The following is a 21,864-nucleotide window of genomic DNA, read 5'->3' on the forward strand; positions in this document are numbered from 1 at the left end:
TACGCTTCGCTCCATCCGGGCTACAGGAGTCCTAATGCGTTTCGCCGCGATTGCCGACGTCCACGGAAACTATCTCGCGCTGGAGGCGGTGCTTGCCGACATCCGTGCTCAAGACATCACTGACATCGTCAATCTCGGCGACATGCTGAGCGGGCCGCTCGATGCGCGGCGCACCATCGAGATCCTGATGCAGCTCGACGCCGTGCATGTGCTCGGCAATCACGACCGCTATCTGCTCGACCGTCCGCCGGAGAAGATGGGCTCGTGGGACCGTCCCGCTTACGAAGCGCTCAATGCTGCGCAGCTCGACTGGCTGCGCGCGCAGCCGATGACGCGGGTGTTCCGCGATCAGGTGTTCCTCTGCCACGCGACGCCTGAGAACGACGAGGTCTATTGGCTCGACACCGTGCATCCTGACGGCACGGTCGCACTGTCGCCGCTCGACCGCATCGAGCAATTCGCGCAAGGCATCACGCAGTCGCTGATCCTCTGCGCCCACACCCACCTTGCCCGCGCGGTACGGCTTCGCGACGGCCGGCTGATCGTCAATCCCGGCAGCGTCGGCAGCCCCGGTTATCGCGACGTGCATCCATTCCCGCATCTCGTCGAAGCCGGCACGCCGCATGCGCGCTATGCGATCCTCGAACTGACAGGCGATGCCTGGCAGGTGACGTTCCGCAACATCGCCTACGATCACGAGACGATGGCCGCGCTCGCCCGCCGCAACAAACAGCCGGAGCTCGGACACGCGCTGGCGACCGGGTGGATCATGTAGCCCGGATGGAGCGCAGCGAAATCCGGGATTCGTGCCACAAGCGATAGCGGCCCCGGATTACGCTGCGCTCCATCCGGGCTACGGCAAAACAAAACGGCCGGCGTCACGCCGGCCGTTGCACAAATCTCTGGTAACGCGGATCAGACCGCCGACGTGATCCACTGCTGCAGCTTCGCCTTCGGCGCCGCGCCGACCTGGCGGGAGGCCATCTCGCCGCCCTTGAAGATCATCAGGGTCGGGATCGACATCACGCCGTACTTCGACGCGGTCTTCGGGCTCTCGTCGACGTTGAGCTTCACGATCTTGACCTTGTCGCCCATGGCGCCGGCGATCTCGTCGAGTGCGGGTGCGATCATGCGGCAGGGGCCGCACCACTCGGCCCAGAAATCGACGACCACGGGGCCGTTCGCCTTGAGCACTTCGGCTTCGAAATCGGCGTCGGAAACCTTGCTAACGGCCATTGGAGTACCTCACTCGGTTGAAAGAATCGGCACGGATGGGAATCGCGCCCGGGATCATGGCGTCAACCTATGAACGGCCCCTTGCCGGGTCAAGGATGCTCACGCCGACATGAAGGGATGCCAGCGCCGCGTCCAGCGCGGGGGCCGAAATCTCCATATATTCAAGGGCCTCAGTCCAGAGCAGGACCGCCCGGATGGGCTTTTGGGGGTAAAGCCGCGACAGCACTGCCCGGTACAGTGCAAGCTGCCGGACATAGGCGGCGGGGGCCTCCGCCGCGCTTTTGGGCGCCGCCTGGTTGGTCTTGAAATCGACGATCAAGACCTCATCCGGACGAACGACCAGGCGGTCGATCTGTCCCGAGACCAGCGCCGGCGGCCGGCCCGGCCGGTCCAGCTTGCCGACGATGGCGACCTCCGCCCGGCTGCCGGCGGCAAAGACGGCTGCAAAGCGCGGCTCGGCGATCAAGGCGAGCACCTTGTCTGCCAGCGCGATGCGGTCGGCCTCGGTCCAGTCCGCGGCATTGCGGGACATGAAGCCGAGCGCGGCCTCGCGCCGGCGCTCCACAGCGATGTCGGGGAGGGATTGCAGCAGTCGGTGCACCAGCGTGCCGCGCAGCAATGCCAGCGCGCGGGACTGCACCGATTCGCTCGATCGTACCGAACGGCCGTCCTCGGCCGCCTGGCCGGAGGGGCGCACCGGATCGTCCTCGATCATTTCGCGAGGCGCCGGCGTCCGCAGCCAGGCCGGCAGCGTGATCGCGTGATCCACCGCCGCGGCAGGCGTGCCAAGCGCCGCGACATCCTGGGGCCGCGCGAATCGCGTCACCTTGCCGAGCGGCGTCTCGATCGTCTGCTTGTCCAGGCCCGAGCCGGTGAGGCCGGTGTCGATGAGGTCGTACCAGCTCAGCTTGCGGACGGTTCGCATGTTGCCGGGCATGCAGCCGCCGACGATCAGCCGGTCGGCCGCGCGCGTCATGGCGACGTAGAGCAGGCGGCGATATTCGTCCTCGGTCTCCTCCAGCATCGCCTTGCGTGCGTCGGCCACGGGTTTTGGATCGTCCGCCTTGCGTCCGGCCCAGACCACGACCTCGCCGCCATTGCCGCGCGGCACGTGGATCAGCCGGACCCGCTGCGAGTCCGCCGGCGACGACGTGGTGTCCACCATGAACACGACGGAGGCTTCGAGGCCCTTGGCACCGTGCACCGTCATCACCCGCACCTCGTCGCGCGAGATCTCCATGTCGCGCTTCACCTCGGTGTCGGCCGAGCGCAGCCAGGCCATGAAGCCCTGCAGCGAGGCCGGCGCCTTGCGCTCGTAGTTCAGCGCCAGCTCCAGGAATTCGTCGAGCGCGTCGTTGGCTTCAAAGCCGAGCCGGCGCAGGATACGTGCACGTCCGCCGTCGCCGCCGAGCAGCCAGGCGTAGAAGGCGAACGGCGTCTCCTGGCGTGCCCGCATCTCGCAGGCTTCCAGGCGCCGCAGCACGGTCGTGAACTTGTCGCTTCCAGCAGCGTGTTCGCTCAGCGCGCGCCGCAGCGATCCCTTGCGGCCGTGGGCGAGCTGGAACAGATCGTCGTCGTCGAGCCCGAACAGCGGGCTCTTCAGCGCCACCGCGAGCGCGAGATCGTCCTGCGGCAGCAGCAGCGCATCCGCAAGGTTCATCAAATCGATGATGCCGATGTGCTCGGTGAGCTTGAGCCGGTCGGCGCCGGCGACCGGAACGTTGGCGTGCTTGAGCGCCTGGATCACGGCATCGAACGCATTGCCGCGCCGGCGCACCAGGATCAGCATGTCGCCGTAGCGCAGCGGCCGCCGCTCGCCCTCGTGTCCCGTCAGCGTGCCGCTCTCGACCAGCCGCTTGATCTCGGTCTGGATGCGGCGGGCGAGTTTGACTTCGGGGCTGGTGGCGGCAACGCCGTCGAACGGCGCGCGCCAGCCCTCGATCTCCTGCCGGTCATCGGCTTCCGCAAGGTCCCAAAGCTCGATCACGCTCGGGCCGGCATCGGCGAGCGCATTGTGCAGGGGATGACCGATCTCGACCGAATGGATGCTCTTGTAGATCGCGGGGTCGCGGAAGACGTGGTCGACCGAGTGCAGGATCGCGGCGCCCGAGCGGAACGAATAGGTGAATGCGACCGGATCGAATTTCAGCCCGGCGGCGGTGAATTTGCGGTGAAGCTCGCGCCGGCGCGCGTCGAATTCATGGGGCGCGGCGCCCTGGAACGAGAAAATCGACTGCTTCTCGTCGCCGACCGCGAACACCGTGCGGTTCAGGCCCTCGCGCGCGCCTTCGCCGGCTGTAAATTCCGAGATGATGTGCGCGACGATGTCCCATTGCCGCGGGCTGGTGTCCTGGGCCTCGTCGATCAGGACGTGGTCGACGCCGCGGTCGAGCTTGTAATGCACCCAGCCCGAGGAGACGCGGTTGAGCATCGCCAGCGTCTTGTCGATGAGGTCGTCGTAGTCGAGCAGGCCGCGTTCCTGCTTCTCGCGGCGGTAGTTCGCAGCGGCGGCGGTCGCGATGTGCAGCAGCGCCGCAGTGCGGTCGCGCATGGTGACCGCGCGGCGCTTCTCGACCAGTCCGCTGATGCGCAGCGCCTCGTTCTCGAACAGGCGGGCGACGGACGGATTGTGCTCGCCGAACTTCTTGGTCAGCACCGCCTTGCGCGACAATTTTTCGTCGGTGAGGAAGACGGACAGATAAGCATCGACCTGCGCGGCACCGGAAAAGACCTTTGCCTCGCGGAGCCGGCCGGCCTGGTCGTTGTCGGACTTGCTTCCGTCTTCCAGCGCAAAAGCGATGTCGTCCCAGCGTGAGCGCGGCAGATGCGGGCCGTCGAGAATCTCGGTCTCGACGTCCTCGATGCGCTCGCTCGCGTCGACGCCCAGCACGGCCGCCATCTGCTCGGCCGCCGCTCCGGCGTTGCCGGCTTCGTCGGTCCAGGCCATGAAATGGTCACGGCTCAGGCACGCCTCGCGCACGACCTCCTTGAAGGTGACGTCGGCGGCGCTCGCCATTGCGGTCAGCAGCGCGCGGCCGGTGGCGGTCTCCGGATCGCGCGCGGCCTCCAGCAGCACCTTCAGATTGGCGCGCTCCATCATGTCGTTCTGGTCGCGCTCGTCGATGACCGAAAAGCGCGCAGGCACGTTGGCTTCGAACGGGAATTGCTGCAGCAGGCGGGTGCAGAGCGCGTGGATCGTCTGCACCTTCAAGCCGCCCGGCGTCTCCAGCGCGCAGGCGAACAGCTTTCGCGCTTCGCGGCGCAGTTTTCGATCAGGATGCGGGATGCCGACCGCGCGGATCGCGGCATCGAGTCCGGTGTCATCGAGCGTCACCCAATGGCCAAGCGTGGTGAACACGCGCTCCGCCATGTTGGCGGCGGCGGCCTTGGTGAAGGTGATGCAGAGGATCTTTTCCGGCGGCACGCCCGACAGCAGCAACCGGATCACGCGCTGAACCAGCACATGCGTCTTGCCCGAGCCGGCATTGGCCGACACGAAGGCCGATGCGGTCGGATCGGACGCGCGCGCCTGCCGCGCACGCACCTCGTCGGGAATGGGACGCGGCAGCTTCACCATTCCTCGATCCCCAATCCGCCGGCCGCGGACCATTCCTTGATCCGGGCGAGATCGTCATAGGCGCCGTAGCGGTTGGTCCACATCGGCAGGTTCAGCGAGGTGTAGGGCTGGTTCTCGTCCTCGAAGGCACGGATCAGCGCTTCCAGCTTGGCGCGCGCTTCTGCGGCTGCGGTGTCCGGCGGCTGCGGTTCGTCGCCCGGCTTGTATTTGAGCTCGAGGATGCGCTCCTCGCCGGCGGGATTGTTGCCGCTGAGGCGAACATAGACGAGCTGGCTCACGGATGCGCCCGCATCGATGTCAGGGAAGCCGCCTTCGCGCAGAATCGCGGCTTCCAGCGTGAGCTGCGGCGACAGGCCCATGCGGACCTGCTTGCCGGTCGGCGGCTGGCCGGTCTTGTAGTCGAGAATGGCGTAGCCGCCGCCCTGGCGCCGCTCGATGCGATCGGCGCGCGCCGAGAGAGAGAAGCTGCGCTCATTGTCGAGCCTGATCGAGATCTCGCCGCGCGTCTCAGCGGTGATCCCCTCGATCGCATCGCGCCGCGTGGTCTCCCATTCGCCGAACCAGCGCGCGATGCGCTGGAAGCGCGGCCACCACAGCGCCCGCGCCTCGGGGCGCTCCATCAGCGGCGCGAAATACTTTTCGCCGATCGCGCGCAGCACGCGGGCGGGATCAGGGGGGAGATGCGCTGCATAGGTCTCGGTGAACTCGCCGAGCGCATCATGGATCGCCGAGCCGCGGTCGGCGGCCGACAGCGGCATGTCGACGGGATCGAGCGCAGCAAGCTTCAGGATATACTTGGCGTAGATCGTGTAGGGATCGCGCAGCCAGTCCTCGATCGCGGTGACCGACATGCTTGTCGGCCGCGTCGCGCGCGGCGGGCGCGGTTCGGGCTGCTTGATCGGCGTGACCTCGGCGGGCTGGTCGAGCGCGCCCGCGAACTGCACGTATTTCTCGCCGGCGCGAATCGCCGCCTTCCAGAGATCGTCGCCCGCAACCGCCTCCAGCCGATGCAGGAAGCGCGAGGCGACCGCGGGTGCGCCACCAGCCTTGGCGGAATGGGTGAGGATCACCTCGTCGCCGCCGAGCAGTTGCGCGAAGTCGTGGGCGGAAAGGCCGATACGGCGTTCCGGCAGATCAAGACCGAGCTCGTGCCGCATCGGCCGGCTGAGCCAGGGATCGATCCGCGGCGCCGGCGGCCAGACGCCCTCGATCAGGCCGCCGACGATGACACGGTCGGCCTGCATCAGGCGCGATTCCAGCGGACCGTAGATCTGCAGGCGCGCGCCCGGCTTGTCGCGCCGCCGAACCGCGCGATCGCTGAACGCGGTCTGGAACAATTCGGCATAGTCGGGCAGCGTCACCATCAAGCCACTGGTGGTGCCGCCGCGCAGCAGATCGTCGAAGGCGCTGGCGAGCGCTAGACCCTCGCGTTCTTCGAAGGCGAGCGACACGCCCTGTTCGTCGCGCGACAGCTCGATCATGATCTCGCGGTGGCGATGTGCGAGCTCGGCAAAGTCGAACGGCTTTGACGATGCCAGGCTCTCGATCGGCGCCAACGCGCGCTGCAGGGTATCGATGAGTGCCTGAATGTGGTCGAGATCCTCGGCCTTGAGGCGTGCGCGCGGCTCGGCCTTGTGGAGCGCGGAGACCTCGCCGCGCCGCAGCTTTGTCAGCTCGTCGCGAAAGCGGTTGAATTCGCGCAGGAGACCGCCGGTGCCCGCCGGCGGGCGCGTGCCGCGCAAGACAGCAAGCTCGAGGTCCTCGATCGCCGCCTTCCATGCGCCGGGCGCTCGGCCGAGCCGGCATAGCGGATGCTTCAGCATCGCCAGCAGCGTCGGCGGCTCCAATCCCCTGGTCGCGGCCTCCGCCGTGAGCCGGGCGAAGACGCCGGCGGAGGTTTCCATCAGCACGTCGCCGCCGGAATCGTCGAAGGCGAGATCCCAGCGGGTCAGCGCAGCCATCACCCGCCGCGCCAATGCGCGATCCGGCGTCACCAGCGCTGCCGATTTGTCGAGATGCCGCGCCTCGCGCATCGCAATGGCAATCGCGAGCGCTTCCATCTCCGGATTGGGCGCCTCGACTACGGCGAGGTCTTTCATGCCGCCGGTGATCTTTGCAGCGACGTCGGGTTGCTTCAGCCGGTCGTGCCAGACTTCCGTCTTGGCCGATGGTCGCATCGATTCCGATGCAAGCAGATCGCGGCCGCTGTCTGCCGGCGGCTGCAGGATTTCGACGTCGCTGCGCTTGATGCCGAAGCGATCCAGCAGCGCATGCATGGCATATTGCGGATGGTTCGAGGCCGGATGTTCCGCGAACTTGCCGAGCGAGTCACGCACGCCGCCGATGGTGCGCCAGGCGTCGTCGTCGAGATCGGTGTCGAGGCCCGGCAGCACCACCGCGCCATGCGGCAGCGCGGCGACCGCGTGCAGGAACTTTGCGGTGGCCGGCATCGAGCCGGTCGAGCCGGCTGCGATCACGGGGCCATGCGGATGCGCGGTCAGTCGCTTTGCTTCCGCCGCGATCAGCAGGTCGCGCCGCGCGGCGGGCTCGATCCGGTTGATCTCGGCGAGATGGCCGGGCCAGGCGATGCGGGCGATGCGCAGGAATTCGAGCGAATGCTGCCAGTAGCGATCGAGGTTATCAGGCACGAGCCCGTCGAGCGCGCTCCAGTCGACGCCGCGCGTCACCATGTCGTCGATCAGGCGCGCGAGATCGCCGGCGAGAGCCAGCGTCGAGGCGGGGCCGCCGACCACCAGCGGCGACAGCACCGGGCCCTTGGCCCAGGCCGCGACGAGTTGTGCCAGCGTCAGCCGCCGTTCCAGCTCGCCGAGCCGCGGCGGAATGTCGAGCGGCGTTGCGCCGGAAAACTGCTCGCCCTCGTCGGCGAAGGCGAGCTCGTCCTCGTCGATGTCGCCGAGCGCCACGATGCGCGGCAGCACGACGGCGTCCGCCTTCATCTCGTCGAGAAAGATCTCGCGGACGACGCGCATGGCGCGGCGGGTCGGCAGGTACAGCGTGGCGTCGGCCAGCCGCGCCGGTTCCTTGCGCGCCTCGAATCCCTCCACCAGCCGGCCATCCAGCAGGGCCGAGACGATCGTGCGCAGGAACGGGACGGAGAGGGGGACGCTGAAAACGCGCATGGGCTGCCTGATTCGGGATCAGGGCAATATAGGGAGGCGGACTCGAATGGTCATGGGCCGGGAGGGAGTCATCCCCGCTGTTCGTGGCCTCGTGCTCCGGACGCAGCGCAGCACGCAGTGATGCGCTGCTGAGCCGGGGCCCAGGACACTTCGTTCCGCAAGTGAGGATGGTGTGGGTCCCGGCTCTGCGGAGCGGCACTTCGCGCCGCACCGCGTCCGGGACAAGAGAGCAGGCCCTAAGCCACGCTCTCCAGAAACGCCTCTTCCGCGGCGTGCACGGCATCCGGCGTGCCGACATGCATCCAGACGCCGTCGAGGCGGAGGCCGAACAGGCGCTCCTGCTCGTTGGCGCGGTCGAACATTTTGGTCAGCGAGAACTCGCCCTGCGGCGCATCGGCGAAGATTGTCGGCGAGAGGATCGCGGCGCCGGCATAGACGAACGGAACGATCTCTTTTTCCTTACGCTTGCGCAGGGCGCCGTCGGGCATCATGCCGTAATCGCCGCGGCCGCTATAGCCGATGCTGGTGGCGGTCGGCGCCATCAGCAGCAGGATGTCCATGCGCGCGGGGTCGAAGTTTTCGGCAAGCCGCGTCAGGTTCGAACGCACGCCGTCGATCCACAGCGTGTCGGAATTGACGTGGAAGAATGGCGCGTCGCCGAGCAGCGGCAGCGCCTTGACCACGCCGCCGCCGGTGCCGAGCACCTGGTCGCGCTCGTCCGAGATGGTGACGCGGGGATGCTGGCGCGTTGCGGTGTGGTCGATGATCTGGTCCGGCAGATAGTGCACGTTGACCACGGCGTCAGCGACGCCGGCCTGGGCGAGCTTGTCGAGCACGTGGTCGAGCAGCGGCTGGCCGGCCACCGGCACCATCGGCTTCGGCATCTTATCCGTCAGCGGACGCATGCGCAGGCCGAACCCTGCGGCGAGCACCATGGCTTTGGTTGGCTTGACGGACATCCTTCGCTTTCTCAGACTCTATCTGTCTCGGACCAATTGATTTCGTGTTTGCAGCAATCCTAGCACGGGACGGGGCCAGCCGCACCGCATCCAACCCGCCTTAATCACCCGCCGTGACGGTTGTGCGACGAGTGTTGCCGTCACGCCCCAACGGCTGTGGAGCGCGCCTTTTTCTTCTTTTCGCCGATCTTCAGGAAATTGACGCCGATCTGGTCGCCATTGACCCAGGCCAGCTCGCAGCGCCGGTACGCAAGTCCGGTCGACGACAGCAGGAGAAAAAATTCCTTCAGATGCAGGCCCTCAACGGAACCGTCGATCGTCAGCTTGGCGCCGCTCTCGGAGACGTCCTCCATGGTGCATTCGCGCCGCCAGGTGCCGTCGATTCCCATCATCTGGGCCGGTATACCGCGCTCGAAAACAACCCGGCTGTTGCCACGCTGGTCCGTCTTGACCGCCATCTGCCCTTGCTCCAGCCCGTCCTTGTCCGGCTGCCTGCGGTCGATGATACCGATGGGATGGCTAACAGCCGGTAAACCGGTTCCGGATCAGGTTTTGGGCGGCGGGACGTTGGCGAGATACCAGTCGCGCAAGGCGCCGAGCGCCGGATGCGCCAGGGAGCGCTGCAAATAGGTCCAGATCCGCGGCTGGTGGCGCAGGTAATGCGGCTTGCCGTCGCGGCGGTTGAGGCGGGCGAAGGTGCCGAGCAGGCGCGTGTTCCGCTGCGCCGACATGATGGCGTAGAGCTCGGCGAAGCCTGCGGCGTCGAAGCTCGCATCGCCCGTGCGTCGCGCCTTGATGTAGCGCGACAGCAGCGAGAGCTCGATGTTCTCGGGCACGTCGATGCGGGCGTCCTGCAGCAGCGAGACGACGTCGTAGGATTGCGGGCCCAGCACGGTGTCCTGGAAGTCGATCACGCCGACGCGTTCGATGCCGTTGCGGTCGGCGAGCCAGATCAGATTCGGCGAATGATAGTCGCGGATGATCCAGGTCTTCGGCGCAGCCAGCGGCTTCTTCAGCAGTTCGCGCCACATCGCGAAGAATTCAGCGCGCTTCTCGTCGCTCAGCGACGCATCGCGATCGGGCAGATACCATTCCGGCATCAGCCCGATCTCGATCAGCAGCGCCTCGGTGTCGAACGCCGGAATGGTGTAGGTCTGATCCGCCAGCGGCAGCGTCTCCGGCAATGTCTTGCCGTGCAGCAGGGCCAGCGCGTCGGTTGCAACCTCGTAGCGCTCGACAATGGGGCGCGGCGGATCGCCCTCGATCACGCCTTCGCTGCCGAAGTCTTCGCTGATCAGAAAGCCGTGGTCGAGATCGAAATGATGGATCTTTGGTGCGGAGAGGCCTTGCGCACGCAGGCCTTCGTCGATGGCGACGAAGGGTTTGATGTTCTCGGCGAGATGCACCGCGGCGCTGTAGGACTTTCCGTTGTAGAGCGCCGCACCGTCAGGACGCTGCGGCGAGTTCATGAGGATGACGACGCCATCGTCGCGCAGCAGCCGCGCATAGGAGCGCGTCGAGGCATCGCCGGCCATGCGCTTTCGCGTGGCATCCATGTAGCCGGATGCGCCGAGGAATTCGCGCAGCGCCTTCAGCCGCGCGATCGCGGCGGCGGCCTTGCCGTGTCCGGTGATGTCGGCGGCGCGTGCATTCGAGCCCAGCGCGGGACGATGCGTCAGCGCGATGTCGATGCGGTCTTCGGGCATTGCCGACGGTGCGCGCTCCGGCCATTCGATCAGCACCAGCGTGGCATCGGGCAGCGGCGACAGCCCGATCTCCTCGAGCTCGTTCTGGTCCTCGACGCGGTAGAGGTCGGCATGCATCACCGGGAAGGGCGGCAGCTCGTAGCCCTGCACCAGCGTGAAGGTTGGGCTTGGCACCTCCAGCTCCTCGTCGTCGGCGAGGTAGCGGATCATCGCGCGCGCGGCAGCGGTCTTGCCGGCGCCGAGATCGCCGGTGAGCGTGATGACGTCACCAGGGCCGACCAGCAGCGCGAGATCGGCCATCAATTGCGCAGTCGCCGTCTCGTTGTGAAGCGCGACGGAGAGTTTGGCGGGTTCTGTCATTCGGCGGCGTCGCGATGCGCCGCCTGGTCGGTCGGGAAATCGCAGATCACGACCGTGCCGCGGCCGACGATCGAATCCACCCGCACCTTGCCGCCATGCAGCTCGACAAAGGAGCGCACCAGCGACAGGCCGAGCCCGGCGCCGCGGTGACGCGACCCCTGCGAGCGGCTTTCGAACCAGTTGAACACCTTGTCCTTCATGTCGGCAGGTATTCCAGGCCCGGAATCTGTCACAGTGAAGACCACGCTGCGCTCGGTGCGCCGCGCGCTGATGCCGACGGTGGAATCCTGTGGAGAAAACCCGACGGCGTTGGCGAGGAGGTTATAGAGCACCTGCACCACGCGCTTCTCGTCGCCGACGAAGCTGCCGACATCGGGCGCGATCTCGACCTTGAGGCGGATGCGGTCGGTGGCGAGGCGGTCCTGGATGCCCTCGGCGGCGAGCTCGATGGTCTTGCTGACGTCGACCGGACCGAGTTCCAGCTTCATCGCGCCGGCGTCGATGGTGGCGAGATCGAGAATGTTGTTGGTCAGCGCCAGCAGCGCGTTGGTCGATTTGGTGACGTAGTCGAGATATTCGGCCTGCTTCGGCGTCAGCGGTCCGGTCGAGGGATCGCTGAGGAAGTGCGCGAAGCCGATGATGGTGGTCAGTGGCGAGCGCAGCTCGTAGGAGACGTGGTGGACGAAATCCACCTTCATCTGGTCGGCAGCCTCCAGCGCCTCGTTGCGCTCGCGCAGCGCGCGCTCGACATTCTCGGTGTCGGTGATGTCCTGGAATGTCAGCATGGTGGCGCCGTCAGGCAACGGCCGCATCATGCCGTCGAGCACGCTGCCGTCCTTGCGCTCCAGCTTGAGCGGCACGTCGGCGCGGTTCTCGATCGAGGTGATGGCCTCGCGGATCTGTCGCCAGACTTGCGGATCGTCGAACAGCTGATGGCACCAGCCTTCGACGGTCTGGATGTGCGGCTCGTCGCGCATGGCATCGCTCGACAGCTTCCACATCCGGACGAAGGCCGGATTGAACAGTTGCGCCTTGCCGTTGCTGCCGAACACCGCGACGCCCTCGGCGAGGCTGTCCAGCGTCTCGCGCTGGACCCGGATCATGCCGTCGAAGCGGCGGGCGAGCTCGAGGCTCTCGGTGACGTCGTCGAACAGATAGGTGACGCCGCCCTCCGGGTTCGGCGTGGTGACGACGGAGAGCGCGCGGCCGTCGGGCAGATACCAAGTGTCTTTGGCGGTCTCGACCGCGTGATAGGCTTCGTGCAGCTTGGCCTTCCAGGCGCGGAAATCGGGCTGCTCCTGCAGCTTGCGCGCCGCGCGGAGCTGGTCGAGCACGCTGGAATCGTCAGGGTTGGCGTCGAGGAAGTTGCGGTCGAGGTCCCACAGCCGGCGGTAGGAATCATTGTAGAAGGCAAGCCGCCGCTGGCCGTCGAACACGGCGACGCCGGAAGAGAGCTGGTCCAGGGTGCGGCGATGCGCCTCCGCCATCCGCACCAGCGCCGAGCTCAGCGCATCCGCCTCGCTGGCGTCGATGGCGACGCCGACACTGCCGCTGCCGACATTGACCGCGCGCACGTCATACATGCGCCGCTCGCCGCCGATCACGATCGGCAGCCGCGAGGTGAAATTGGCGGCGTCCTTCAGGCCCCGCTCCATCGCGGCGCGGTCGGCGCTGTCGAGCAGCTCGAGCTTGCGCTCCTGGGCGTCGGTGACGCTGCTCGCCTCGGTCGCGCGCACATAGGCCGGATTGGCGAAAGTGAGCGCGCCGTTCGCAGCCTTCGCCCAGATCGGCCAGGGTGAGGCGGCGGCAAAGCCGCGCAGCATCTCGGTCTCGTCGGAGAGCGCCTTGTAGCGCAGATGGGTCTCGGCCAGATCGCGCCGCAAACCAGAGAGTTCGCGAATCCTGACAATGGCTTGGCCGCCGATGGCGCGGCCGATCGCCTCCAGCGTGTGACCGTGGGCGGTGGTCAGCGTCAGCTGGAAGCCGTCGCCGCGGTCGCGCAATGCATCGACGGCGTGGTCCATCTGCAGCGCGGGCTCCGGCGGCAGCCAGGTTCCGAACGCCAGCACGCGCTGCGGCGAGGAGTCGCGCGGCAGCACCATCGAGATATCGCCGGAGATCTGCGCACGATTGTCGCCGGCCGGCCAGGAGATCAGGATCTGCGGCTCGGCGAACAGCAGAGCGCCGAAGCGGTCGGCCTGGAGCTGGAGTTCCCCGATTCGCGCGCGCAGCCGCGCCTCGCTGTTCGCCGTGCGCACGCGGGTGCGCATCAGCAGGATCGCGGCCACGACCGAGAAGCCGAGCAGGGCCAGCGCGGTGGCGAGCACCGCGAGTTCCTGCCGGTTGAAGTCCAGCATTATCGAGAGTGTGTCGACGAGGTCGGCCGCCTCAGCCGGCGCAGCCGGCAGCAGCGCCGCGAGGGCGCTCCCGAAAAGGCCGTTGCGCACGAGCGATGTGCACGACAGCAGCGTCCGACGCATCGACACGATCACGCCTGACATAGTTGCCCCAAGACCGCACGAATGTACGCGCTACGACCCCCGTCGTGCGCGAATCAAACGACAATACCCTCACCGTGACTCCACCGGTAAGAGTCCAGACCGTGAACGCAAAGGCGGTCCCAAAAAAATGCCGGGCGCGGGGTTCCCGTCCACGTGCTTCTGCGGGATGATTCGACTGGGATTTCCGCGTGTTAGCGGCCGGTCGAGCCGAAGCCGCCGGCGCCGCGATCGGTTTCGGACAATTCCGCGACGGGAACCAGCGCGGCCTGCACCACGGGCGCGATCACCATCTGAGCGATGCGCTCGCCGCGCTTGATCACGAACGGCGCGGTGCCGTGGTTGATCAGGATCACCTTGATCTCGCCGCGGTAGTCGGCGTCGATCGTGCCCGGCGAGTTCAGCACGGTGACGCCGTGCTTGGCGGCAAGCCCCGAGCGCGGCCGCACCTGGGCTTCAAAGGCGGGCGGCAATGCGATCGCAAGGCCGGTCGGTACCAGCGCATATTGGCCGGGGGCGAGCGTCATCGGCTCGCCCTCCGGCACCGCCGCCATCAAGTCGAGACCGGCAGCTTCCGCGGTCTGATAGGCCGGCAGCGGCAGGCCTTCGGCGTGGGCGAGGCGTTGCAGTTCGACGGTGACCTTCGTGCTCAAGACGCGGACTCCAGGGATTTGCCGGTCACGCTTCTTGCGACATGTGCGACCAGTTCGACGGCGACCTGTTCCTTGGTCATCACCGGCCAGGAATCAACAATGATCTCGCCGTTGTTCTCAGCATTCTTGCTGATGAGGTGCACGGTGTTGCGGTCGCCGCCCATCACGCCGGTGGCGGGCGAGACGTCGTTGGCGACGATCCAGTCGCAGCCCTTGCGGGCGAGCTTCGATTTGGCGTTGTCGATGAGATGCTCGGTCTCGGCGGCAAAGCCGATCACCAGCGGCGGGCGCTTGTCGGTCAGCTTCGAGATCGTCGCGAGGATGTCGGGGTTCTCGACCAGCTGAAGCGGCGGCATGCCGGCCGAGGTCTTCTTCAGCTTCTGCTCGCCCTCATTGGCGACGCGCCAGTCGGCCACCGCGGCCGCGAAGATGGCGATGTCGGCGGGAAGCGCGGCCTGCACCTGCTCCAGCATCTGCCGCGCGGATTCGACATGCCTGACGGTGACGCCGGCGGGATCGTCGAGATCGACCGGGCCGCTGACCAAAATCACCTCGGCGCCGGCAGCTTGTGCTGCGGCGGCGATGGCAAAGCCCTGCTTGCCGGAGGAACGGTTGGCGATATAGCGCACCGGATCGATCGGCTCATGCGTGGGACCCGCGGTGATCAGCACGCGCTTGCCGGCGAGCGGGCGCGGCGCCGGCGGCCGCAGCAGACGCTCGGCGGCGGTGGCGATCTCGATCGCTTCCGACATGCGGCCGACGCCGGCCTCGCCGGCCTCCGCCATCTCGCCGGAATTGGGTCCGACCAGCACGACGCCGCCGTCGCGCTGGAGCTGCGCGACGTTGCGGCGGGTGGCGGCGTTGTTCCACATCAGCGGGTTCATCGCCGGCGCCAGCAGGATCTTGCGATTGGCCGCGAGCAGGATGGCGCTGGCGAGATCGTCGGCATGGCCGTTGGCCATCTTCGCCATCAGGTCGGCGGTCGCCGGCGCCACCACGATCAGATCGCACTCGCGGGCGAGGCGGATGTGACCGGCGTCGAACTCGCTCTGGGGGTCGAACAGGTCGGTGTAGACGCGCTCATGCGACAGCGCGCTCACGGCCAGCGGCGTGACGAATTGCTGCGCCGCCTTGGTCAGCACGCAGCGGACCTCGATGCGCCGCTCCTTCAGCCGGCGGATCAGGTCGAGCGACTTGTAGGCCGCGATCCCGCCGCCGATGATCAGGGTGACACTGGCCTCGGGGACGGCGCCGGTGCGGTGGGGCGTGGGGGCGGCGGATAGGGCCGGCGGCGCCGAAAACGGCGTCAGCGGCTCCTCCCTGCCCTCGATCAGCTCCCGCAGGATGACCCGGACTTCTTCCTCGACCGACCTGTGGTTCTTGGCCGAGCGCAGCCGCAGATAGTCTTTGACGGCGTCGTCGAGCTTGCGGATGGTCAGGCTTGCCATGACGCCCCTCCAGCACGGAATGACAGCGATGCTATCATCCGTGTGATTGCAGTGCAATCAGAGATTCCGGACGGCGATCAGGATTCCGATGAAGGTGGCGGCGATGATCCAGAGCGCCACGGTGCGCCAGCGGTTCTTGCGGCCTTCGCTGCGCCCCATCGCGGCGATGCTCTCCGGCGACAGCCGAATGCCGTCCCGCGTCATGGCCTCGAGCTGCTCGAGCACCGTGACCGAGCGCTGCACGATGTCGGGCAGGCGCATCAGCACGCGGGCGATGTCGCCGCCACCGGCCAGCGCGCCCTGCACCCGGCCGATCGGGCCGAGATTGCGCTCGATCCATTCGCGCACCACGGGATCGGCAACCTTCCAGATGTCGAGCTTGGGGTCGAAGCCGCGGGCCACGCCCTCGACCACGACCATGGTCTTCTGCAGCAGGATCAATTCGGGCCGCGTCGTCATGTCGAACAGGCCGGTGACCTCGAGCAGCAGCGTCAGCAGCCGCGCCATCGAGATCTCCTCGGCGGTGCGGTTGTGGATCGGCTCGCCGATGGCGCGGATGGCCTGCGCAAAGTTCTCGACCGAGTGATGCGCAGGCACGTAGCCCGCCTCGAAATGCACTTCGGCGACGCGACGATAGTCGCGGGTGATGAAGCCGAGCAGGATTTCGGCGAGGAAGCGCCGCTCCTTCATGCCGAGCCGGCCCATGATGCCGAAATCGACCGCGACAAGGCGGCCGGCATCATCGAGGAACAGATTGCCCGGATGCATGTCGGCGTGGAAGAAGCCGTCGCGCAGCGCGTGGCGCAGAAAGCTCTGGATCACCTTGCGGCCGAGATCGGGCAGATCGACATGCGCCTCTGCCAGGCGCTTGTGGTCGTTCAGCGCGATGCCGTCGATCCACTCCATCGTCAGCACGTTGTGCGTGGTGCGGTCCCAGTCGACGGTCGGCACGCGGAAATCAGGATCGTCCTGCGTGTTCTCCGCCATCTCGGACAGCGCGGCGGCTTCCAGCCGCAGATCCATCTCCATCGCGACCGAACGCGACATGGTGTTGATGACCTCGACGAGGCGCAGCCGCCGCGCCTCGGCCGAATAGGTCTCTGCCTTGTGTGCGACGAAGAAGAAGTCGGAGAGGTCGCGGCGGAAGCGCGACGCCACGTTCGGCCTGAGCACCTTGACCGCGACCGCCTTGCGGATGCCGTCGCGCAGCACCTCGCCGCGATGCACCTGTGCGATCGAGGCGGCCGCGACCGGCGGACCGAAGCTCACGAACACATCCTTCAGGGGCCGCTCCAGCGACGTCGCGATGGCGGCCTCAGCTTCGGCCTGCGAAAACGGTGGCAGGCGATCCTGCAGGCTTTCGAGGTCGCGGGCCATGTTGAAGCCGACGACATCAGGGCGCGTCGCCAGGAACTGGCCGAGCTTGAGATAGGCCGGCCCCATCCGCGTCAGCGCGCGTGAGATCCGGGGTCCCTGCTTGACGCCGCGGCGTTCGACGAGGCGGGCGAGTTTCAGCGCGAGCTGCCCGGGCGGCGGCACCAGGCTCGGATCGACGGAGCCGAACACGCCCTCGCGCGCAAACACGAACGCGGCGCGCATCAGGCGCGCAATGTGGGTGAAGGCAGAGATCACAAACGCCAGCCCGAATGCAGTGCGACGATGCCGCCGGACAAGGTCTGCCAGCTGACGCGGGAAAAGCCGGCGTCGCGGATCATGTCGGCGAAGGTGTTGGGTTTCGGAAACTTACGGATCGATTCGACCAGATACTGGTAGGACTCGGCGTCGCCCGTGACCATGCGGCCGAGCGGCGGGATCACCTTGAACGAGAACAGGTCATAGATCTTGTCGAGGCCGGGCATCTCGACGGTGGAGAATTCCAGGCACAGGAAGCGGCTGCCGGGTCTGAGCACGCGATAGGCCTCGCGCAGCGCCTTGTCGATCTGGGGCACGTTGCGAATGCCGAACGCGATCGTATATGCGTCGAAGCTGCGGTCGGCGAAGGCCAGCGCCTCGGCATTGCCCTCGACGAAATCGACCTGGGTATCGAGATGGCGCTTGGCGGCACGCTCGCGGCCCACGGCCAGCATGTCGGAATTGATGTCGCAGACGGTGGCATGGAAGCCCGCGCCTGCCGCCTTGGCGGCGCGGAACGAGATGTCGCCGGTACCGCCGGCAACGTCGAGCAACGCGAACGGCCGGTCGCTCCGGGGCGGGTCGAGCGCGGTGATCATGATGTCCTTCCAGACCCGGTGCAGGCCGCCGGACATCAAATCGTTCATCAAATCATAGCGCGACGCCACGCTGTGAAACACATCGTTCACCAGCGTCTGCTTGTCGCCCAGGGGGACGTCCCTGAAGCCAAAATGCGTGGTTTCGCCCGGTCGATCCATTACTCTACTCCACGAGGCGGACCATAGCCTGCCCGCCGCAATGGCGCTATCACACCGCCTTCATAAGGTGAATGCCTGACCATGCCTGAATTGCCCGAAGTCGAGACCGTCCGCCGCGGCCTTCAACCCGTCATGGAGGGGGCGAAAATCGTCGTCGCGGAGGCCCGCCGGCCGGATCTGCGCTTTCCGTTCCAGCCGGATTTCGTGGCCCGGCTCCAGGGGCAGGTCGTCACCGGGCTCGGCCGCCGTGCAAAATATCTCATGGCCGATCTCGCCTCCGGCGACGTGCTGCTGATGCATCTTGGCATGTCGGGCTCGTTCCGCGTCATCAAGCCGGACAACGAGGCTGTGCCCGGCGAGTTTCACTATGCCAAGGCTAAGGATTCCACGCACGATCACGTGCTGTTTCGGATGTCTTCCGGCGCCGACATCGTGTTCAACGACCCGCGCCGCTTCGGTTACATGAAAGTGATCGCGCGCAACGCGCTCGAGGACGAGCCGCTGCTGCGTGACCTCGGCCCCGAGCCGCTCGGCAACGAGTTCGACGCGGCGATGCTGGCAAGGTCGTGCGAGGGCAAAACGACCAGCCTCAAAGCGGCGCTACTCGACCAGCGCGTGGTCGCAGGCCTCGGCAACATCTATGTGTGCGAGGCGCTGCATCGCTCGCATTTGTCGCCGCGCCGGATCGCGGCGACGCTCGCGACCAAGGGTCGCAAGGGCGTGGGCGGCGGCGAGCCGACCGATCATGCCAAGCGATTGGTCAGCGCGATCCACACCGTGCTCAACGACGCCATCAAGGCCGGCGGATCGTCACTGCGCGATCATCGCCAGACCTCGGGCGAGCTCGGCTATTTCCAGCACTCCTTCAAGGTCTACGACCGCGAGGGCGAGAAATGCACGACGCCCGGCTGCGGCGGCACGGTCAAGCGTTTCACCCAGAACGGCCGGTCGACGTTCTGGTGCTCGAAGTGCCAGAAGTGACGCAGCGCCGTAGCCCGGATGGAGCGTAGCGCAATCCGGGTCCAGACTTTCCGCGGAAAGATTTTCCCGGATTTCGCTTCGCTCCATCCGGGCTACAAGAGAGCCCTCCTCAAAAAACACGAAGCGAAGCAATCCGGCTGGGCTGGTGGCCGGATTGCTTCGTCGTTGGGGCCCTTCCGGATGGTGAAGGGCCGGCTGTCGTCAGAGCGATTGCCCCGCTCAGGACGCCAGGATCTTGGTCTCGTCCGCAGCCTGTTCGGCGGCGATGTGCAGCACGCCGTCGGCGGCCGAGATGACCTGGTCGATCAGCACATCGGTGGTGGCTTCGAGTTCGAGACGGGTCTCGATCCAGCGCCAGAGGCCGCGAATCTCGTCGGCCGACTTGCCGTTCGGCGCGAATTCGCTGACGGCGAGGCCTGAGGCGAGTGCGTCCTGGTGATCGTTGCGCATCACGATCAGCGGGCGTGCCAGCACGTCCGCGAGATCGAGCGCGGCTTCCTCGGCGAGGGCGACCGCGGCATTGTCGATGCGCTGGCCGCGGATCGGCGTCTGGTTCAGCACGAAGCTGTAGGGCCGCTTCCAGGCGCGCGCGACGCTCAGCGTCGAGATGGTCGCCTCGATGTCGGCGACGCTCGGGCGGGCCGGGATCAGGCAGAGGTCGGAATGGCGGATCGCGGCGGTGGTGGCGGCGCTGAGGCCGGCCGCGGTGTCGACGATCGCGATCTGGAGGCCGCTGTCGGCCAGCATCTTCAGGCGCGGCTCGATGTTGGCGGCTTGATAGATCGGCTCGACGACGATGTCGTCATTGTTGCGGCGGCGCTGCCAGTTGGACAGGGTGCCCTGCGGGTCGGTTTCGATCAGGCGGACGGTGAAGCCGGCCTGCTTGGCAGCCAGCGCGAGGCCGATGGCGAGCGTGCTCTTGCCACTGCCGCCCTTTTGGGTGGCCAGTACGATCGTATGCATGGGAAGTCGATTCCTTTGGAATGCCTGGGTCTTTGGGGTAACGCCACACGCGAACGTGCATCGCTTCTCGATGCTGAGCTCTTCTTGCTCAGGACGTGCCCTGCCCGGTCCAAAGGGGGACCGCGGATGTCCGAATCAACGGGTACGATGATGGCAGAATCGGGAATGCCAGCCAATCCGTACCAACACTGGACCCGTTGTCGCGCGCATGATGTGCTCGCCGCCGTGAATGAGAGGGGCATGCGGAATGAGCGGCAATTGGCGCGACCGGACGGCGACCACCTTTGATTGCCAGAAGATGCCGGCGGTCTCGAGCCGCGGCATGGTGGTGAGCAACCATCCGCTGGCCTCCAGCGCCGGCGCCGAGATGCTGGCCGCCGGCGGCAACGCCATCGATGCCGCGATCGCCACCCTGTTCACGCTGACCGTGGTCGAGCCGATGATGGTCGGCATCATCGGCGGTGGCATGGCGCATATCCGCCTCGCTGACGGCAGCCACCGCTTCATCGACGGCCAGAGCACCGTGCCCGCCGCGGTACGCGACACCACCTACACCTCGAAGCCGGGCTCAGCCCATGACGTGTTCGACACAATCGGCAACGAGAACCTCAACGGCCCGAAGGCGGTGGCGACGCCGGGCTCGCTGAAAGCCTGGTGCGAGACGCTGCGCCGGTTCGGCACCATGCCGCTGGCCGATGTCATGCAGCCCGCGATCAAGCACGCCGCGCGCGGCTATGCGGCGACGCCCTATCTGCACGAATGCATCAGCGAGAGCGCCGCCGAGATGCGCAAGGACAAGCCGATCGCGGCGATCTATCTGCCTGACGGCGAGCCGCTGAAGGTCGGCGAGCGCGTGGTGCAGTCCGAATATGCCGAGACGCTGCGCTATATCGCCGATCACGGCGAGCAAGCCCTCTACGAAGGGCCGCTCGGTGACATCCTCGCCGACTACATGGAAAAGACCGGCGGCTTCATCCGCCGCAACGATCTCACCAGCTACAAGACGGTCGAGCGGCAGCCGATCCGCGCCGACTATCGCGGCTGGACCATCTTCGGCCCGCCGCCGCCTGCGGCGTCCGGTGTGCACATCGCGCAGATGCTGAACATTCTGGAGGGCTACGATATCGGCGGGCTCGGCTTCGGCACATCAGAGACCATTCATTACCTCGCCGAGGTCCTGAAGATCGCCTTTGCCGATCGCGCCGCGGCCAGCGGCGATCCTGACTATGTCGGCGTGCCCGTGGAAAAGCTGACGTCAAAGGCCTACGCCGAGGAGCGCCGCCGCGCCATCGATCCGGCGCGCGCGCAGGCTTTTGGCGCCGGCGTGACGCAGCTCGAAGGCGCGCATACCACGCACATGACGGCGGCCGACAGCTTAGGCAACGTGGTCGCGACCACGCAGACCATCAACAATCTGTTCGGCGCCAAGATCATGATCCCGGGCCTCGGCGCCATCGCCAACAATTACATGAACCTGTTCGATCCGCGTCCGGGCCACGCGCTGTCGCTGGCTCCCGGCAAGCGCGTGACGACCTCGATGTCGCCGATGATGGCGCTGCGCGACGGCAAGCTGCGCTATGCGCTCGGCCTGCCCGGAGGCAAGCGCATCTTCCCGAGCGCGATGCAGGCGCTGGTCAATCTGATCGATCACGGCATGAGCCTGCAGGAAGCCGTCGAGGCGCCGCGGGTCTGGACCGAAGGCAACGCGCTCGAGGTCGAGCAGAAGGTTCCGGAGAGCGTGCGCACAAAGCTCGCCGCGCTCGGCCACAAGGTGCAGCCGGTTGCGACGGTTGCCGGCGGCATGAACGGCATCGCCTTCCACGACGACGGCACCATGACCGGCGCCGCCTGCTGGCGCGCCGACGGCACCCCGGTCGGGATCTCGGGTGGTCTTGCGAAGAGCGGGGTGCGGTTCAGGTTGAGTTAGTCCTCGTGCCCCGGACGCAGCGCATC

Annotated in this window: 15 protein-coding genes; 3 read left to right on the forward strand and 12 right to left on the reverse strand. The window is 66.9% G+C overall.

The genetic code is table 11. The features are described 5' to 3' along the window. Positions 1-34: 34 nt before the first annotated feature. Positions 35-775, forward strand: a complete 741-nt coding sequence (locus VGR99_RS30475; protein ID WP_326903648.1) for a metallophosphoesterase family protein — start codon at positions 35-37, stop codon at positions 773-775. 140 nt (positions 776-915) lie between these two features. On the opposite strand, the gene trxA is transcribed toward VGR99_RS30475, so the two are convergent. The 11 genes from trxA to ubiE form a co-directional block, all read right to left on the reverse strand. Further along, positions 916-1,236 (reverse strand): thioredoxin, encoded by a 321-nt coding sequence (trxA, locus tag VGR99_RS30480; RefSeq protein ID WP_008540017.1) that lies wholly within the window; start codon positions 1,234-1,236, stop codon positions 916-918. Between the two features lie 67 nt (positions 1,237-1,303). Next, entirely contained in the window at positions 1,304-4,813 is a 3,510-nt protein-coding gene (gene addA / locus VGR99_RS30485; protein WP_326903649.1) for a double-strand break repair helicase AddA, read from the reverse strand. Continuing rightward, the gene (gene addB / locus VGR99_RS30490) at positions 4,807-7,953 is read right to left on the reverse strand and encodes a double-strand break repair protein AddB (RefSeq protein ID WP_326903650.1); all 3,147 of its coding nucleotides are present in this window, start codon (positions 7,951-7,953) and stop codon (positions 4,807-4,809) included. The genes addA and addB overlap by 7 nt, the downstream gene beginning before the upstream one ends. Before the next feature lie 236 nt (positions 7,954-8,189). Beyond that, entirely contained in the window at positions 8,190-8,912 is a 723-nt protein-coding gene (locus tag VGR99_RS30495) for a nucleotidyltransferase family protein (protein WP_326903651.1), read from the reverse strand. A 140-nt stretch (positions 8,913-9,052) separates the two neighbouring features. Next, on the reverse strand, positions 9,053-9,370 hold the full coding sequence (locus VGR99_RS30500; RefSeq protein ID WP_326903652.1) for a PilZ domain-containing protein: 318 nt from the start codon (positions 9,368-9,370) through the stop codon (positions 9,053-9,055). A gap of 87 nt (positions 9,371-9,457) precedes the next feature. Continuing rightward, positions 9,458-10,978, reverse strand: a complete 1,521-nt coding sequence (gene tsaE / locus VGR99_RS30505; protein WP_326903653.1) for a tRNA (adenosine(37)-N6)-threonylcarbamoyltransferase complex ATPase subunit type 1 TsaE — start codon at positions 10,976-10,978, stop codon at positions 9,458-9,460. After that, a complete protein-coding gene (locus VGR99_RS30510) occupies positions 10,975-13,479 on the reverse strand; it encodes a PAS domain-containing sensor histidine kinase (protein ID WP_326903654.1) in 2,505 nt (834 codons plus the stop codon). The genes tsaE and VGR99_RS30510 overlap by 4 nt, the downstream gene beginning before the upstream one ends. Before the next feature lie 191 nt (positions 13,480-13,670). Continuing rightward, entirely contained in the window at positions 13,671-14,129 is a 459-nt protein-coding gene (gene dut, locus VGR99_RS30515; protein ID WP_326903655.1) for a dUTP diphosphatase, read from the reverse strand. Beyond that, a complete protein-coding gene (gene coaBC / locus VGR99_RS30520) occupies positions 14,126-15,577 on the reverse strand; it encodes a bifunctional phosphopantothenoylcysteine decarboxylase/phosphopantothenate--cysteine ligase CoaBC (RefSeq protein ID WP_326903656.1) in 1,452 nt (483 codons plus the stop codon). The genes dut and coaBC overlap by 4 nt, the downstream gene beginning before the upstream one ends. Before the next feature lie 57 nt (positions 15,578-15,634). Then, a complete protein-coding gene (ubiB, locus tag VGR99_RS30525; protein ID WP_326903657.1) occupies positions 15,635-17,209 on the reverse strand; it encodes a 2-polyprenylphenol 6-hydroxylase in 1,575 nt (524 codons plus the stop codon). Next, positions 17,206-17,967, reverse strand: a complete 762-nt coding sequence (gene ubiE, locus VGR99_RS30530; protein WP_326903658.1) for a bifunctional demethylmenaquinone methyltransferase/2-methoxy-6-polyprenyl-1,4-benzoquinol methylase UbiE — start codon at positions 17,965-17,967, stop codon at positions 17,206-17,208. The genes ubiB and ubiE overlap by 4 nt, the downstream gene beginning before the upstream one ends. Positions 17,968-18,048: 81 nt before the next feature. On the opposite strand from ubiE, the gene mutM reads away from it, so the two are divergent. Further along, on the forward strand, positions 18,049-18,948 hold the full coding sequence (mutM, locus tag VGR99_RS30535; RefSeq protein ID WP_326903659.1) for a bifunctional DNA-formamidopyrimidine glycosylase/DNA-(apurinic or apyrimidinic site) lyase: 900 nt from the start codon (positions 18,049-18,051) through the stop codon (positions 18,946-18,948). A gap of 219 nt (positions 18,949-19,167) precedes the next feature. Here mutM and VGR99_RS30540 read toward each other — a convergent pair whose 3' ends face one another. Next, on the reverse strand, positions 19,168-19,911 hold the full coding sequence (locus VGR99_RS30540; protein WP_326903660.1) for a ParA family protein: 744 nt from the start codon (positions 19,909-19,911) through the stop codon (positions 19,168-19,170). Positions 19,912-20,158: 247 nt separating this feature from the next. On the opposite strand from VGR99_RS30540, the gene ggt reads away from it, so the two are divergent. Beyond that, positions 20,159-21,838 carry a gamma-glutamyltransferase gene (gene ggt, locus VGR99_RS30545; protein WP_326903661.1) on the forward strand — a complete coding sequence of 560 codons (1,680 nt, stop codon included), beginning with the start codon at positions 20,159-20,161 and terminating at the stop codon, positions 21,836-21,838. Positions 21,839-21,864: the final 26 nt, after the last annotated feature.

It is taken from the genome of Bradyrhizobium sp., from assembly GCF_035935975.1.
GTDB lineage: Bacteria > Pseudomonadota > Alphaproteobacteria > Rhizobiales > Xanthobacteraceae > Bradyrhizobium.

What these genes read in the sequence shown, in the direction of transcription:
- VGR99_RS30540 (WP_326903660.1), bottom strand. Translation starts at nt 19,911, where the DNA reads ATGCATACGATCGTACTGGCCACCCAAAAGGGCGGCAGTGGCAAGAGC.
- VGR99_RS30495 (WP_326903651.1), bottom strand. Translation starts at nt 8,912, where the DNA reads ATGTCCGTCAAGCCAACCAAAGCCATGGTGCTCGCCGCAGGGTTCGGC.
- addB (WP_326903650.1), bottom strand. Translation starts at nt 7,953, where the DNA reads ATGCGCGTTTTCAGCGTCCCCCTCTCCGTCCCGTTCCTGCGCACGATC.
- trxA (WP_008540017.1), bottom strand. Translation starts at nt 1,236, where the DNA reads ATGGCCGTTAGCAAGGTTTCCGACGCCGATTTCGAAGCCGAAGTGCTC.
- VGR99_RS30500 (WP_326903652.1), bottom strand. Translation starts at nt 9,370, where the DNA reads ATGGCGGTCAAGACGGACCAGCGTGGCAACAGCCGGGTTGTTTTCGAG.
- VGR99_RS30510 (WP_326903654.1), bottom strand. Translation starts at nt 13,479, where the DNA reads ATGTCAGGCGTGATCGTGTCGATGCGTCGGACGCTGCTGTCGTGCACA.
- coaBC (WP_326903656.1), bottom strand. Translation starts at nt 15,577, where the DNA reads ATGGCAAGCCTGACCATCCGCAAGCTCGACGACGCCGTCAAAGACTAT.
- tsaE (WP_326903653.1), bottom strand. Translation starts at nt 10,978, where the DNA reads ATGACAGAACCCGCCAAACTCTCCGTCGCGCTTCACAACGAGACGGCG.
- mutM (WP_326903659.1), top strand. Translation starts at nt 18,049, where the DNA reads ATGCCTGAATTGCCCGAAGTCGAGACCGTCCGCCGCGGCCTTCAACCC.
- ubiE (WP_326903658.1), bottom strand. Translation starts at nt 17,967, where the DNA reads ATGGATCGACCGGGCGAAACCACGCATTTTGGCTTCAGGGACGTCCCC.
- VGR99_RS30475 (WP_326903648.1), top strand. Translation starts at nt 35, where the DNA reads ATGCGTTTCGCCGCGATTGCCGACGTCCACGGAAACTATCTCGCGCTG.
- addA (WP_326903649.1), bottom strand. Translation starts at nt 4,813, where the DNA reads ATGGTGAAGCTGCCGCGTCCCATTCCCGACGAGGTGCGTGCGCGGCAG.
- ggt (WP_326903661.1), top strand. Translation starts at nt 20,159, where the DNA reads ATGAGCGGCAATTGGCGCGACCGGACGGCGACCACCTTTGATTGCCAG.